A 13870-nucleotide genomic window follows, 5' to 3' on the forward strand; every position below is an offset into this window, starting at 1 on the left:
GGCGAACGCGCTCGCTCCGGCCCCGCAGTGCATGTCGGCGCGTCGGCTCCGCGCCCCGAGTGGGCGCCCATCGAGCCGGCGCAGCACCGTGTTCGGGCCGCTACCGGAAGGGGAGGCGAAGCGCCTCCGACCGGAGGGGAGGGATCAGCCAGGACTGACGTCGTGTTCGCCCGGCGGTGCTGTCGGAGGGCGATCTGACGACGAAGGGAAGGATTTCGCGCCCGGCACGGCGGGCGGAAGCCACGCGCCGTTCAGCTCAGCAGCAGGAGCCGAAGAGGACGAACCGGAGGAAATGGGGACGCCGCCCGCCGCGGCCGCCTCGCCGGGGAAGTGGCGCTGGGCGGGCGGATCGACAGCCGGCGCACCGTTCCCGGCGGACCCGCTGGTGGATGCCGCTGTGCCTGCACCGACAGGTGCTGCGTAGGGGGATCCCGTGGCGGCGGAGGATTCGGGGCGGGCTCCGACCGATGGAGCGACGGACGGCGCAGAGGCCGCCGCTGGCGTCGTCGCCTGGGGTGCCGTGACGTGGGAGGGCGCAGGAGCGGTCGACGTGTCGTCGCCGCCTGGTTCCGCCGGCGGAGCGGACCCGTCGCCACCGGGCGGCGCCGGTGTCCCGGGAGCCGAGGAGCCGCCACCGGGAGCCGTCACCACCCCGACAACACCGTCCACGATGTGGTCGACCGCTCCGACCACGGGCGTCGTGATCGAACTCGTGGGTGTGGAACCGAGAAGCGAGTCGACAGTGCCGCCCACCACCGGGACGGACTTCACGAGTGTGTCGACACTCGAGGTCACGGGCGCGAGCACGGAACCGAGCAGGCCACCGCCGCCGGCAGCGCCGTGACCTGAGGTCGAATCGGCGGCCGGCCGTTCCTGGGCCGACGCCGCCGGAGACTGCATCAGCAGCGCAAGGACGGTCAGGATGCCGGCTCCGGCGAGACCGAGGAGCGCCGCACGCAGGAGGGAGTGAGAGGGACGGACCGGGGAGTCGGGCGCGGACGGAAGCGACGAGCGCATCGATCCCCCCTCCTTGCCTCGGACAGTCAGACTCTAGCGGAGCAAGGCCATTCGTCGAAGAGAATGGAACCACCATGACTGACACCGTCCGTGCATCCACGATCCGAATCCGCCCAGCCGCCGCGACCGAGTACGCCCGGATCGGCGAGCTGACGCACGCCGCCTACACCCACGACTACGACGACCTGCCCGCGCACTACCGCGAGGAGCTGAAGCATCCGGAGGCACTGCTCGACGACTTCGACGTGTTCGTGGCGGAGGACGCCGACTCGGGCGAGCTCGTCGGCACCATCGCGTTGCTCAAGCCCGGTCATGACTTCGACGGTCACATCCACCCGGGTGAGCTCTACTTCCGGCTGCTGGCCACGCATCCGTCCGCCCGGGGACGCGGCGTCGGGGCGGCGCTGACGCGCTTCGCGATGGAGGAGGCAGCGCGCCGGGGCGACCGGGCTGTGGTCCTGAACAGCGGGCCGGACATGCTGGGCGCCCACGCGCTCTACCGCAAGCTGGGGTTCAGCCGGCGGTCCGAGCGTGAAGGCGTCATCGTGCTGCCCGACGGCAGGGAGCTCGAGTTGCAGACCTACGTCCTCGACCTCGCGGCGTAAGAGTCATTCCGCGAAACGCTCCGGCCCGCTAGGTTTCAGCCATGACCACGCGATTCGCTCGAGTTGTGTTCGCCGTCACCGTCGCCACGGCGTTGACCTTCCTGGCCGGTTGCTCGTCGTCCGGCTCCTCCTTCACCGGCGACTGGGGTGAAGTGGCCACCGGTAAGCCGTCGCTGACCATCGAGTCCGACGGGTCGTTCTCCGGCACGGACGGCTGCAACCCGCTCAAGGGAAAGGGCACCGTCTCGGGAGACACCTTCACGTTCGGGCCGTTCGCCTCCACGCTGAAGGCCTGCGAGGGTGTCACGCCCTGGCTCAACCTCGCCGACACGGCCAAGGTCGATGGGGACACCCTCGTCGTCTACCGGTCCGGGGGCACGAAGATCGGCACCCTCGACAAGCGCTGAGGGGCCGATTCTTCGTCCGGTGACCTATGCGGCGTGCCGTTGGATGAACTCCAGCGACTCGTCGGCGACTTCGCGCCATCCCGAGTCGATGATCAGGGAGTGGCCTCGGTCGGGGATGACAACCAGTTCCGTGACGCCGGGGTTCTTCAGCTGGATGCGGTACTCGTTCTCGACCACAGCCTGCGGAACCGTGTGGTCCTCCGCCCCCGCGATCAGCAGCAGCGGCCCGCGGTCGTGATTGTCGGTGATCACCTTGGTCTCGGCGAACGGGTTGAAGTTGGCGGTGGCCGCCTGGAAGATCGGCACCCCGGAGGCGGGGACGTGGTACTTCTCGTACAGGGCCCTGCCCTCCTCCTCCGGCAGCGCGTTCGTCCAGCCGTAGGCGAACTGCTCGTAGGTCAGGGTGACGCCATGCTTGGCGTGGGTGAAGGTCAGCAGCGCGGGCGCCGCGGCCTTGAGAGCCGTCGCGGGCAACGCCGTCACGCCCTTGAACTGAGCGGGGTCGATGGCGACAGTCACCGCGTTCTTCGCCTCCCCGGCGAGCTTCTGGGCGATGAGGCCGCCGAAGCTGTGCCCGATCACCACGGGCGCCTGGTCGAGCGCGTCGATCGCCTCCGCATAGTGGTCGGTGACCTGGCGCACCATCTTGCCGGCGAAGGCGTCCGGGTCGGCCTTGGCCTGCTCCACCGTCTCCGGGTCGTCGGGCCAGCCGGGCGCGAGGGTCGCAAAGCCCTGGTCCTCGAAGAGTGCACGCCACGGCTGCCAGCTGCTCGACAGCAGCCACAGGCCGTGGACGAACACCACAGGCGTGCGTCCGGAAGCGTTGGCGGCGTCGATCTCGTCACGTTCGGCGGTGGTCAGGGGCATGGTGCGACTCCTTCGGGTTGAGTGACCGGTCAGCTGACCGAATACGGTGCTGGGCCGAAGTCTGCTGGTTCGGGTGCCCGAGGCACAAGGTCCGGCGCATCATGGGACACATGACCGGTTCCGTCCCCGTCAGAATCGTGCGCGCGGACGCATTCCAGTGGGATGAGGTGCGCAGGCTTTTCGGGCGCGCCGGAGCCGAAAACGGCTGCTGGTGCCAGTACTGGCTGCTCGGTCCCGAGTACCATCGCCGCGACCGCAGCCGGAACGCGGAGGACCTCGAGGCGCAGGTCCGCAGCGATCGCGCAGGCCTGTTGGCTCTGCGCGGCGATGAACCCGTGGGCTGGGCTCGTCTGACCCCGCGGTCGGAGTTGGCGTACCTGACCGATCGCTTCGCGCGCTTCGACTTCCCCGAGGGCGATCCGTTGTCGCTCACGTGCTTCTTCATCCGTCGGGACGCCCGAGGTGCGGGCGTCATGGCCGCGCTGATCGCGGGAGCGAAGCGGGAGGCACGGAAGCACGGCAGGCCGGTGGAGGCGTATCCGGTCGACCCCGATGCACCGGGAGCCACGAAGAACCGATTCCCGGGTGTTCTGCCCACGTTCCTGGAGGCCGGGTTCCAGGAGGTGGGCCGGCTGGCTCCCGACCGGGTCGTCGTCCGCGCAGAATGACGTCGGGGTCACCGTTGTCTTGACGCGGGTGGAGCGGCAGGTCCACTCTTAGCGTGCGGCGGGGGAGCGGCTCGCGTCGCGGAAACTGGCGCCGGCCCGAGGCGCGGCGCGTCGGCAGGGGGCTGCCTGACATGACGGAGCCGACTCGAAGGGTGTCTGTCGTCGGAGGACTGGGCGTTTTTCCGCCCGCGCGTCTCTCGCTGCCCTCGAGGAGGCTTCTGGCCTTCCTCGCCGTTCACGGCACGGTGGCGTCGCGCTCGCTCGTCGCCGGGACGCTGTGGGCGGACGTTCCGGAGGCGCAGGCACGCGCGAACCTGCGCCGAGCGATCTGGCAGACTCCGGCGGAGTGGATCCGCGCAGAAGGGGACGAACTCCGGCTCGACGCAGAGGTGGACCTTGCGCGCATCCACGCGGCGGCCTGCGCAGCGATCGATGGCGGGACGCTGACGATGGATGAGATCGAGCGGCTCTCGGTCGACCTGCTGCCCGGCTGGAACGAGGAGTGGGTCATCCCAGCACAGGCGTCGTTCCACCTGCTGCGCGTTCAGGCGCTCGAGGCCGCCTGCGTCACGATGACCGAGCGCGGGATGCACGCCCTCGCCACGCAGGCGGGAACCGCGGCGCTCGCCGCCGATCCGCTGCGGGAGTCGGCGGCGTACGCGCTGATCCGCGCGCACCTGCGCGAGGGCAACCGGAACGCGGCGGCGGTTCGGTTCCGGGCGTTCGCCCGGACGTTGGAGGAGGAGCTCGGCGTGGAACCGGACCCGCGGCTGGCGCGCGCCGTGAACGCGGCCGTCGTGGTGCATCCCGCCTGACGGCCGCGGCCTGCCCGCCCCGACGCCTCGGACGCCTGCGGAACGCCCATCGGACGCTCGGCGGACGCCCCCGCGACGCGATCCGGATGCTGGCGGCCCAGCCGCATCCCGTCGGGCGAACACCAGCCCGACGTGCGGGGAGCGTCGCGCGACACGGCGGAGGACGGACGCTCTGGTGCAGTGGGACGACCGGCACGATGCGGGTTCGGAGGGAGCGTTCGCGATGACGATCATCAGGGACCAGGAGCAGTTCACCCTGGAGAGCCAGCCGTTCGCCGAGGCGACGACTGAGAGCGAAGCCGTCGGCGAGAGCAGCAGCGAGGCGGAGACACAGGAGGCGTCGGCTGCCGCTCTGGCCTCGTTCTCGCCGTGGGCGGAGGGGCTGACGCCGTTCGCGGAGTCGGAATCGCCGATCGGGGAGCAGGAGGCGCTGCTGGAGAGCGCCTTCGAGGCCCTCCGCGACGAGTCGTTCGACGAGGCCGTGTCGGAACTGCTCGCAGAGACCGAGGATGCGATCGGGCAGAGGTTCTCCGACGAGTCGGGAGCGTCGGCCGGTGAACGCGAGCGGATCGCCGCCGCGCACCTGGCGCCGACGCAGTTCGCTGCGGAGCAGTACCTCGAACGACTCAACGAGACGCTCGCCGGTCAGGATGTGGAGGCGCTCACCGACGAACAGCTCGACGAGCTGATGGATCGCGTCGAGCCGGAGCTTTCCGAGGTGTCGCCGGCGGGAGAGCAGTTCATCGGCAGCCTCATCAAGAAGGCGCGCAGCGCCGTCCGTTTCGTCGCCAACGCGGCGAAGACGGTCGGGAAGGCCGCGGGCGGTCTGCTCACCGCGGGCCTCAAGGGCCTGGTCAAGCTGGTGCGTCCGTTGCTCAAGCGCGTGCTGGGCTTTGCGATCGGGCGGCTGCCCGCGCCGCTCCGCGCACCGGCGCAGCTGTTGGCCAACAAGCTCTTCGGCGAGGCCGAGACGGTGGCGGAGGCCGAAGCCTTCGAGGCCGAGAGCGAGGGCGAATCGTTCGCGATCTCACCGGCCGTCTCCCACGACACCGAGGCACTCACGGAGTCGTTCGATGCGGCACTCGCCGAAGCCCTGGTGGCAGGCGACGCGGGCAACGAAGGTGAAACGGCGTTCGCCTCCGAGGGTGAAGGCGAAGGCGAGAGCGAAGCCGAACAGGGCAGTACCGAGCTGGAGGCGCTCGCCGAGGCGCGAGGCCGGCTCATCGACACGCTCGCGAACGCGCACAGCGCCGACGAGGTGACACCGGCCGTCGAGCAGTTCATCCCGGCCCTGCTGGGTGCGCTGCGCATCGGCATCAATCTGGTGGGGCGTCCGCGGGTGGTCGGCTTCCTGGCCAAATTCCTCGGGAGGCTCATCGGCAAGTGGGTCGGCCCGCAGCTCTCCGGGCCCCTCTCGACGGCGATCGTCGACACCGGCCTGCGGCTCATCAGCCTCGAACAGCTGGAGCCGGAGCTCGAGTCGGAGGCCGTGCCCGCCATGCTCGCCAGCACCATCGAGGACACCGTGCGGCAACTCGCGGAGACGTCGGAGTACGAGCTCGAGGACGAGTCGCTGATGAAGGCGGCGACAGCCCGTGCGTTCGACCGCTCCGTCGGCGCGAACTTCCCGCCGACCCTGCTGCGGTCCGGATTGCAGCGCGGCGCCCAGTACGGCGGCCGGTTCGTCACGCGGAAGGCGCGCTCGCCGCGCCCCTACCGTCGCTACAGCCGCTCGCCCGAGGTCGAGGTCACGGCAGCGATCGCGGACGGGATCGACACCTTCGGCGGGGTCAGCCTCGGGGCGAGCCTCCGGGCCTCCGGGCTGACGCTGCCGGCTCGCGTGCGCATCCATGTGTTCCAGGCCACCATCGGCACCTCGCTCCGGAGGATCGCGGCGATCGAGCGCACCCGCAACGGCGTGCGTCTCTCGAGCACCCAGCTCCATCCGCTGACGCCGAGGGCGGCGGGACTGCTGCTCAAGGATCCCGGGATGGGCGTGGCCGTGCCTGCGGCGTTCCTGCGGAGCCGCGCCCGGGTGGCCGCCGGTCAGCGCTTCTACTGGCTCGAACCCCTCGACCAGCAGGTTCTCCCCGCCCCGGGAACGGCCGCATCCGGCAACCGGTACGGGCAGTACGGCGCTGTCGGGGGTGCGCTCGTCCGAGGCGCCGGTGCGGCGTCCCAGGGCTGGGTCGTCGTCGACACGCGGTCGTCGCGGATCGTCGTCGGGCTGTTCTTCGCGGAATCCGAGACGCAGAAGATCGCGGCGGCGATCCGGGAGGGACGCTCGGAAGCCGTCCTCCTCCCAGCCCTGACGGCGGCCTACGACGGCGTCGCCCGCCGGTTCGCGCACCGCACGGGACGGCTGCGGATCCGCGCCGAGCTCGAACAGACCGAGATGACCGCGCGGATGCCGCGCGTGCTCGACCGCATCCCTCCCGCGGTGATCTCGGGGCTCACCGTCGCGCTGCGACGGTGGCTGCTGCCCGCGTTCGCGAGGTGGTCGCGAGACGCCGGCGCCGAGTTCGCCCGGGCCTCGGCGGATCCGCGGAACGGCGTGACCGTGACCGCGACCATCCGCTCGGCCCCCGGGCTCGACCTGCTCCGGCAGGCCGCAGCGGGCCCCCTGAGCGCGACGTCGCTGGCGTCCCTCGCGTCGGGCAGCGCCTTCCGCGCCGCCCCCACGGTGACGATCACCGCGAAGCCCGGGAGGCGACAGCCATGATCGCCGACGCAGCGACGCGGGCGGTCGCCGCCGACCTCGAGCGTCAGAGCGCGCACTGGGTCGCGGCGGCGACCACCTTCCTCGACGCGGAGGAGTTCGCCTCCGAGCCGGCCTGGCGATCCGTCGAGACCTATGTCGGCATTCCGCTGCGCCGCCACCTCAAGCTCATCGTCGACGAGCTGATCGACATCGGGCGAGCCACCATCGCGATGGCCCGGGCTGCCAGACGCGACGCGCTCGCCCTGCCGGAGGCCATGCGGGCCGTCCAGAACCTGCGCCGCCGCTACAGCCAGGTGGAGACGACACTCGATTTCTTCGGCGACGCCGTCTCCTCCCGCACCAGCCCTCAGCTGCGCGCGGCCCTGCAGGCGCTCGACGCCCTCGCCACGGCGAGCATGGGAACCGTCCTCGCCCAGGCGGGCCACGCGCCCATCCCGGTGCTGAGTTATGTGGACAAGGGGATGGGCGCCTCGATCCTGCGCGCTGACATCCGCCTGTGGGCGCCCGGCAGCATCAACCCGGTGGCGGCCATCAAGATCGTGCGGCACAACCTGTACCGGCCGACGTCCCTGTTCCACGAAGTGGGGCACCAGGTGGCGGCGGTCACCGGATGGGTGCCCGCATTGGAGGGCTCACTCACCCGAGCCCTTTCGGACGATCCGGCACTGCGTGCGATGTGGACTCCGTGGGCGTCGGAGATCGCGGCCGATGTGTTCGCCTTCGCCCACACGGGGTTCGCGTCGGTCACGGCTCTGTACGACGTCGTGGGCGACGCCCGCACCATTCTGCGCTGGCCCATCGGGGATCCCCACCCGGTGGGCTGGCTGCGCACACTTCTCGGCTGCGCCCTCTGCCGCGGCGTCTACGGCCATGGGCCGTGGGACGACCTGGAGGAGGCGGTGATCACGAGCTTCCCGTCGCGTCGGGCCGACCCGACCGTCCGCGAGCTGCTCGACCGCTCCCGGCGCCGGATACCCGCGATCGCGGGAGCCTGCCTCGGCGCCCCCATCCCCGGGCTCGGCGGCCGACCGATCAGCCGAGCCGTCGATCCCGCGCGGGTGTCGCCCGCGGCGCTGGCCGAGCTGGAGCGCTCGGCGGGGACCGCCCTCTGGACGTCGCCGCACTGGCGACGCGTGGAGGGCATCCGGATCGTGGCACTGGCTGGGCTGCGCGAAGCGGAACGACCGGACGAGGCCTCGGCGTGGATCGCCCGGGCGCGCGAGTGGATGACGGCAACGCCGCTGGCGGCATGACGATGCGACGACACGACAGCACGACGACGGTGCGAGAAGCACACGAGAGATCGGAGAAGAGATGAGCCAGTCAACTCCCCAGGGAGGCTCGTCCGGACGCCAGAACACGGCGCAGCGGCTGGAGGCGATGGAGGCGTTGATCGCGGTCGAAGCCGAAAGGCTCGCCGAGGAACGCGAATCCCTGCGCCAGCAGTACGAGCAACTGCGCGGCGAGCAGTCCCAGCTCCGGCGCGACTACGAGGACCGCCAGCGCGACCTCTATCTGGTCAGCGGGCTGGATGCGATCAGCACGGTGCTCGAGAACGGCTTCGAGCGCGTGATCGGCCAGCTCGAACCGCTGAACGAGTTCCGCCCGCCGAACGGCGACATCCCACTGCCCATCCCGACCGAGTACCGGCTCGTCACCCTGCAGGCCACGCAGGAGCGCATCCCGGCCGACTCCTACCAGGTGCCGCTCGGCGAGTACGACGTCGGCTTCCTCAACGACCCGCGCGGCGGGCCCGACACCACCGGCGCGGCCGGGTTCACCCAGGAGGGAATGCCATCATGATCCCGCAGCTCACGAACCGACTGCTCACGCCGCCGACCGGGGGAACGGTGCTCCCGATCGGGAACGCCGCCGACGCGGCTGCTGCCGTTCTCAAAGCCGACCCGCTCGACCTCGTGCTCTACATGGAGGAGGTCTGGGACAGCGCCGACGTGTGGGCTCCGAACGGGATGCGCGCCGGGCCCGCTCGTGCCGCCCTGTTCGGCACCGGGCTCTTCTCCGGCTATGTGCCGGTGCCGGGGCCGGCGTGGGACCACTTCCTCGCCTCCTATGCGCTCGAGAACACCCGGATGGTGCAGATCTTCGCCCGGGTGGTGAAGGAGTACCGCACCGGAGAGAGCCTCGGCGTCCCGTCGGTCGCCACTCAGCGCTGGCTCGACACCACCGAGGCCCTCCTCCTCGGAGCCTGGAACCCGGTGCCGCTGTGGCTCAGCACGAGCGCGGTGCGACCGGATGCCGAAGCCGTCAGGCGCAACGCCTACTGGCGGATGTTCGGGATGGACCTCTCCTTCGGGATGGACGACAACCGGCCGGCGGGGTTCACCCGGGCGACCGCGGCGAACACCACCTTCGTCCGGCTGTTCGAGGAGCTGCTCTACGAGGTGTGGCAGGCGATGGTCAACCTGCGAAACGTCGCCGGCGTCAACTCCGCCGACAACGACCGCATCTACGCGATCACCCAGGAGCTCAAGTACGTGCTCCGCTCCCGGCGGCAGAACGCGGTCCTTGCGCGGGAGGAGCTGGCGGCGGCGACCGTCCTCGGCTGGCTCAACCTGACGCTCGACTCCAACACGTCCGTGGTCGTCGACGTGAAGGCGCAGGCCACCAGTGCGGGCGACCGCCTGCGGTTGGTCGGCGAGCGCGTCGGGCTGCCGGCCCACTCCAAGTCCACGTCGCTGATCACGATGGCGCAGGACCTGTCCATCCTGATGCGCACGATCGAGGCGGACATCGTCACCGGACCCGAGTTCGCCTGGGTGCTCTACGACACGGTGGCGCCGCCGCCGTCAACGGTGCAGCCCCTTGGGTCGTACACGCGCCGCGTGATCACCGAGTGGTCGTCGGCCGCCGGACGCGACCTGAAGGCGCGCAAGGTGCCCGTCGACACGCAGCAGCGGCGCCCGGCGCTCGCCCGCTGAGAAGGAGGCACGATCATGCCGGCTCAGACATTCGGCGAGCCGCCGGTACCGGGAGGGTTCGAGTCGCCGTTCGAGGTGACGCCGGGGGAGCAGGTCACGCTCGGGGAGGGGTTCACCGTCGGCAAAGGTCTTGCGGCGGATGAGGGCTTCACGGTCGGCGAGGGCTTCGAGGGGGAGTTCGAGCAGGGCCTCGAGCAGGGTTTCGATCCAGAGGGCCCGGCGATGGAGAGCGAGGTGTTCCCCTCCGGCCTCGTCCTGACGGAGACGACGGGAGCGACCGGCGCCGGCCAGGAGCACTGGGACCCGAACAACACCGGGCTCCCGCTGCTGTCGACGGGGCCATCCGTGCGTTCGCAGAAGGTCTCACCGAACTACACCGTCGGCGAGCTGGTGCGCAGCGGCGGCGTCTACGCCGACCCCGCGCGCATCTCGCCCCGGCTCGTCGAGCTGCTGCAGCGCATGCGCGAGCGAGCCGGCAAGCCGGTGAAGATCAGCTCGGGCTACCGATCGTGGAAGCGAAACGGCGTGGTCTACAAGGGCTACGGCAAGCCGCCGACGCTGAGCCGGCACTGCTCCGGACAGGCGGCCGACATCAGCATCCCCGGCTACACGGGGATGCAGATCGCGAAACTCGCCATCGACGTCTGGGGTTCGCGGATCGGCGTGGGCATCGGCGGCAACTACGCGCACGTCGACGTGCGCCCGACCTGGGGCCGGTGGACCTACCTCAGCGGAGACGCCAGCCGTCGTGCGATCGCGGAGATCGACGCCTACCGCAGGGCCAAGAAGTCGGCGCCGAAGCCGCCCGATCCGCTGCCCGTACCCATCCCGCCCATGCCCGTCATCCCCGGGACGACCGGCGGAGGTTCGCTCATCGTCCCCCGCTTACCGCTGCTCGCGTCGCATCGCGGCACCCACCCCGATCTCATCGTCGGCTGGAACGCGATGAGCTCGCCCGCCGCGATCGATGTGGTGGTGCACCTGCACGGCCACTCGGCCAGTGGCGCCGCGATGCGGCTCGACACCGAGATGGTGCCCATCAGTGGACTCGGACTGGGCGCCCGGTCGCGTCCCACCCTCACGATCCTGCCCCGCGGCGACTTCTACGGTGGGGAGTCGGGGCGCGGATACGACTTCCCGGCACTGACGGCGCCCGGACGGATCGACGCCCTGATCGCCTCCGCGATGGCAGCCTTCACCGCGAGAACGGGCATCAGCGCACCGCGCGGGCGGCTCATCCTCACCGCTCATTCGGGCGGCGGCAAGGCCATGCTCGCGATCCTCGGCAGCAGCGATCCCGACGAGGTGTTCGTGTTCGACGCCCTCTATCAGTCGTCGGCACCGCTCGGCGAGTGGATGGAGCGACGCGTCGCGCGCCAGCTCACGTCCCCGTCGGATCCGCCTCCCGCGTTGCGTGTGATCTATCGGGCGGGCGGGAAGAAGTCCACTCAGCCGTCGAGTGAATCGCTGGCGCGGCGGATGGGGGCGGTGCTGTCGGTGCCGGCCGCGTCCGTGCTCGGCGCGCGGTTCAGGGTCGAACGGACCAGCGAGAATCACGGCACGATCCCGAAGCGCTACGGCAGCACCCTGCTCGGTGACGCGGGGGCGAACCTGTCGGGCACGACCCCGGCGCCCGGCATGCAGCTGGAGCTCGAAGGGGAGCAGTTCACCGTTTCCGAGTCGTTCGCCGAACCGGAGTCGCTCGCCGAACCGGAGTCGCTCGCCTGGGATGCGTACGAGTCCGAGCTGCCGTGGATGGGCGAGAGCTACGGCGCGGGCGAGGCGTACGACGCCGGCGAGGCGTACGCAGAGGGATTCGACACGGGTGAAACCCTCGACGAGGAGGGTGAGGCGTTCGAGCCGGAGTATCTCGATACCGAGTCGCCCGAAGCGGAGTACTACGACACAGAGTCCCCGGAGGCGGAGTATCTCGACACCGAGTATTACGACACCGAGTACTACGACACCGAGGCTCTCGACACGGAGACGCCGGAGGCGGAGTATCTCGACACCGAGTACTACGACACCGAGACCTTCGACACGGAATCGTCCGAGGCCGAGGATCCGGCACAACGGTTCGCGCCGGAAGCGCTCGATACGGAGGTGGTATCCCTCGCGGAGCTGGTGGCGGAGGAGTTCGAGGACGAAGAGGCCGGCGCCTGGAGCGGCGAGGCCGAGCAGAGCGAGACGGCCGGCGGCGTCACCTTCCCGTCGGGACTCACGCTGGCGGCGGCGCCCCCGTCGATCGCCTCTCAGCCCGGCTACGCCGATCCCAACAACACGGGGGTGCCGCTCCTCGCCACACCGCCGTCCACGCACCGCCTTCCCCTGTCCACGAACTTCGTCGTGCGCGAGCTCGCGTCCACCGGCGGAAAGTCCTCGCCCTATTCGCGGATCTCGCCCGACCTGGTGCGGGTGCTGCAGGCGATCCGGTCCCGCCTCGGTCGACCTGTCTACGTCGACTCGGGCTACCGCCGCTGGGCGCAGGCCTTGGCCGTCGCCGAAGCGCGTGGCGGGCATCCGCGGAACACCCGGCACGCCTCCGGACAGGCCGCCGACATCCGCGTGATCGGTCTGACCGGCCAGCAGCTGGCGCAAGCCGCCATCGACGCCGTCGACGACGACCTCGCGATCGGCATCGGCAGCAACTACATCCACGTGGATGTGCGCGGCAGCTGGAAGCTCTGGACGTACATCCCCGGGGCGGCCGGGCACGCCGCGAAGCAGGTCGTGCTGGCGCACCACGTCGCCAAGAAGGGGAAGAAGAAGCCGCAAACCCAACCGCAACCCCAACCGCAGCCGAAACCCGGCCCGCAACCGCAGCCGATCCCCACCGTCGATGCTCGGTTCTCGGTGATCAAGCCCGCGTTCCTTGCGACCGCCGACCCGGCCCTGCGCACCACCCTGCTGCAGCGCGGCCTCGCGTTCGCCGCGACGCACGTGAAGCAGGCGCGGAAGGATGTGGCCCGCTCGACCAGCCAGACCTCCCTCTCGCGGGCCAGGATCACCGTCGAGACCGGGGTGGGGAAGAAGGGCGGCGACTTCCCGTTCCTCGAGCCCAATCCGTTCGCAGGGAACGTGACCGACGACCGGTTCGAGCAGGCGTACCGGGCGTGGGCGGAGAATCCCGCGCAATCGATCGAGCCCTGGCTCCTGATGGCGATCTGGGTCAAGGAGGGGCTCACGACCGCTCAGATCGGGCCTGCCGTCTCGGGGGTGAACGCCGCGGACGCCCGCTCCATCTGGAGGTCGTCGTACTACTACGTGAACATGGGCATCGATCACTACGTCGCGAAGCTGCCCAAGCAGCCCGGACAGGACAACCTCCTCGACGGGGGTCCCGGCAGCGGCGTCCGCCATGACGCGGTGTTCCGGGATGCGGTCCGCGCGCACGTGAAGGCCGGGCGCCTGCCCCGCGACGTCACTGCCGAGATCGACGCGGAGCTCGCCGTGACTGCGGGGGCGGCTGGAACGTTCAGCGTGACGCCCACCTCGCGGTTCTTCGTGCTCTCGCTGATGCTGGTCGACGCGTTCTGGCGAGAGCTGCGGGCGGGCGCCGCGGGCGCCCCCGGCATCGCCGCCACGTCGCCGACGGCGCTCGACCTGGAGGGACTCACCTACCTCAACTGGAACATGCCGCCGGAATCGTTCAAGAAGTTCCGCACCCGGAACATGAGCCAGAATCCGGACCCGGACGGCACCATCCCGTCGCTGCCGGTGTGGGCCTTCCACCGCGAGGTCAAGAAGAGCCAGTTCGGGCAGCCGCGCGCCAATGCGATCCGCTTGCAGCACACCATCCCGGTCTACAAGGAGGTCTACGAGGGCTGAGC

Annotated in this window: 11 protein-coding genes; 9 read left to right on the forward strand and 2 right to left on the reverse strand. The window is 70.5% G+C overall.

The window, feature by feature from the left end:
- Nucleotides 1-144: 144 nt before the first annotated feature.
- Nucleotides 145-1017, reverse strand: a complete 873-nt coding sequence (locus tag AB4Z18_RS00130) for a hypothetical protein (protein WP_441780669.1) — start codon at nucleotides 1015-1017, stop codon at nucleotides 145-147.
- Nucleotides 1018-1091: 74 nt separating this feature from the next.
- Between AB4Z18_RS00130 and AB4Z18_RS00135 the strand changes: the two genes are divergently transcribed.
- Both AB4Z18_RS00135 and AB4Z18_RS00140 read left to right on the forward strand, forming a co-directional pair.
- On the forward strand, nucleotides 1092-1622 hold the full coding sequence (locus tag AB4Z18_RS00135; protein ID WP_441780670.1) for a GNAT family N-acetyltransferase: 531 nt from the start codon (nucleotides 1092-1094) through the stop codon (nucleotides 1620-1622).
- Between the two features lie 41 nt (nucleotides 1623-1663).
- Nucleotides 1664-2029, forward strand: coding sequence for an META domain-containing protein (locus AB4Z18_RS00140; protein ID WP_441780671.1), 366 nt, complete (start codon nucleotides 1664-1666; stop codon nucleotides 2027-2029).
- Between the two features lie 24 nt (nucleotides 2030-2053).
- Here the strand turns inward: AB4Z18_RS00140 and AB4Z18_RS00145 are convergent, their stop codons facing one another.
- Nucleotides 2054-2896, reverse strand: a complete 843-nt coding sequence (locus AB4Z18_RS00145) for an alpha/beta hydrolase (RefSeq protein WP_441780672.1) — start codon at nucleotides 2894-2896, stop codon at nucleotides 2054-2056.
- Nucleotides 2897-3006: 110 nt separating this feature from the next.
- Between AB4Z18_RS00145 and AB4Z18_RS00150 the strand changes: the two genes are divergently transcribed.
- The 7 genes from AB4Z18_RS00150 (at nucleotide 3007) to AB4Z18_RS00180 (ending at nucleotide 13868) form a co-directional block, all read left to right on the forward strand.
- A complete protein-coding gene (locus AB4Z18_RS00150; RefSeq protein ID WP_441780673.1) occupies nucleotides 3007-3564 on the forward strand; it encodes a GNAT family N-acetyltransferase in 558 nt (185 codons plus the stop codon).
- 152 nt (nucleotides 3565-3716) lie between these two features.
- A complete protein-coding gene (locus AB4Z18_RS00155; RefSeq protein WP_441780674.1) occupies nucleotides 3717-4379 on the forward strand; it encodes an AfsR/SARP family transcriptional regulator in 663 nt (220 codons plus the stop codon).
- A 223-nt stretch (nucleotides 4380-4602) separates the two neighbouring features.
- Nucleotides 4603-7101: a hypothetical protein gene (locus tag AB4Z18_RS00160; RefSeq protein ID WP_441780675.1), complete on the forward strand. Its 2499-nt coding sequence runs from the start codon at nucleotides 4603-4605 to the stop codon at nucleotides 7099-7101.
- The gene (locus AB4Z18_RS00165) at nucleotides 7098-8354 is read left to right on the forward strand and encodes a hypothetical protein (RefSeq protein ID WP_441780676.1); all 1257 of its coding nucleotides are present in this window, start codon (nucleotides 7098-7100) and stop codon (nucleotides 8352-8354) included. The genes AB4Z18_RS00160 and AB4Z18_RS00165 overlap by 4 nt, the downstream gene beginning before the upstream one ends.
- A gap of 61 nt (nucleotides 8355-8415) precedes the next feature.
- Nucleotides 8416-8904 (forward strand): hypothetical protein, encoded by a 489-nt coding sequence (locus AB4Z18_RS00170; protein ID WP_441780677.1) that lies wholly within the window; start codon nucleotides 8416-8418, stop codon nucleotides 8902-8904.
- Nucleotides 8901-10040 carry a hypothetical protein gene (locus AB4Z18_RS00175; protein WP_441780678.1) on the forward strand — a complete coding sequence of 380 codons (1140 nt, stop codon included), beginning with the start codon at nucleotides 8901-8903 and terminating at the stop codon, nucleotides 10038-10040. Before AB4Z18_RS00170 ends, AB4Z18_RS00175 begins: the two co-directional genes overlap by 4 nt.
- Before the next feature lie 15 nt (nucleotides 10041-10055).
- A complete protein-coding gene (locus AB4Z18_RS00180; RefSeq protein WP_441780679.1) occupies nucleotides 10056-13868 on the forward strand; it encodes a D-Ala-D-Ala carboxypeptidase family metallohydrolase in 3813 nt (1270 codons plus the stop codon).
- Nucleotides 13869-13870 lie beyond the last annotated feature (2 nt).

The organism is Leifsonia sp. 2TAF2, assembly GCF_052115085.1.
Taxonomy (GTDB): domain Bacteria; phylum Actinomycetota; class Actinomycetes; order Actinomycetales; family Microbacteriaceae; genus Leifsonia.

Bases quoted from the DNA above. Each gene is read 5' to 3' on its own strand.
- AB4Z18_RS00170 (WP_441780677.1), top strand. From the start codon at position 8,416: ATGAGCCAGTCAACTCCCCAGGGAGGCTCGTCCGGACGCCAGAACACG.
- AB4Z18_RS00150 (WP_441780673.1), top strand. From the start codon at position 3,007: ATGACCGGTTCCGTCCCCGTCAGAATCGTGCGCGCGGACGCATTCCAG.
- AB4Z18_RS00160 (WP_441780675.1), top strand. From the start codon at position 4,603: ATGACGATCATCAGGGACCAGGAGCAGTTCACCCTGGAGAGCCAGCCG.
- AB4Z18_RS00130 (WP_441780669.1), bottom strand. From the start codon at position 1,017: ATGCGCTCGTCGCTTCCGTCCGCGCCCGACTCCCCGGTCCGTCCCTCT.
- AB4Z18_RS00180 (WP_441780679.1), top strand. From the start codon at position 10,056: ATGCCGGCTCAGACATTCGGCGAGCCGCCGGTACCGGGAGGGTTCGAG.
- AB4Z18_RS00175 (WP_441780678.1), top strand. From the start codon at position 8,901: ATGATCCCGCAGCTCACGAACCGACTGCTCACGCCGCCGACCGGGGGA.
- AB4Z18_RS00140 (WP_441780671.1), top strand. From the start codon at position 1,664: ATGACCACGCGATTCGCTCGAGTTGTGTTCGCCGTCACCGTCGCCACG.
- AB4Z18_RS00165 (WP_441780676.1), top strand. From the start codon at position 7,098: ATGATCGCCGACGCAGCGACGCGGGCGGTCGCCGCCGACCTCGAGCGT.
- AB4Z18_RS00145 (WP_441780672.1), bottom strand. From the start codon at position 2,896: ATGCCCCTGACCACCGCCGAACGTGACGAGATCGACGCCGCCAACGCT.
- AB4Z18_RS00135 (WP_441780670.1), top strand. From the start codon at position 1,092: ATGACTGACACCGTCCGTGCATCCACGATCCGAATCCGCCCAGCCGCC.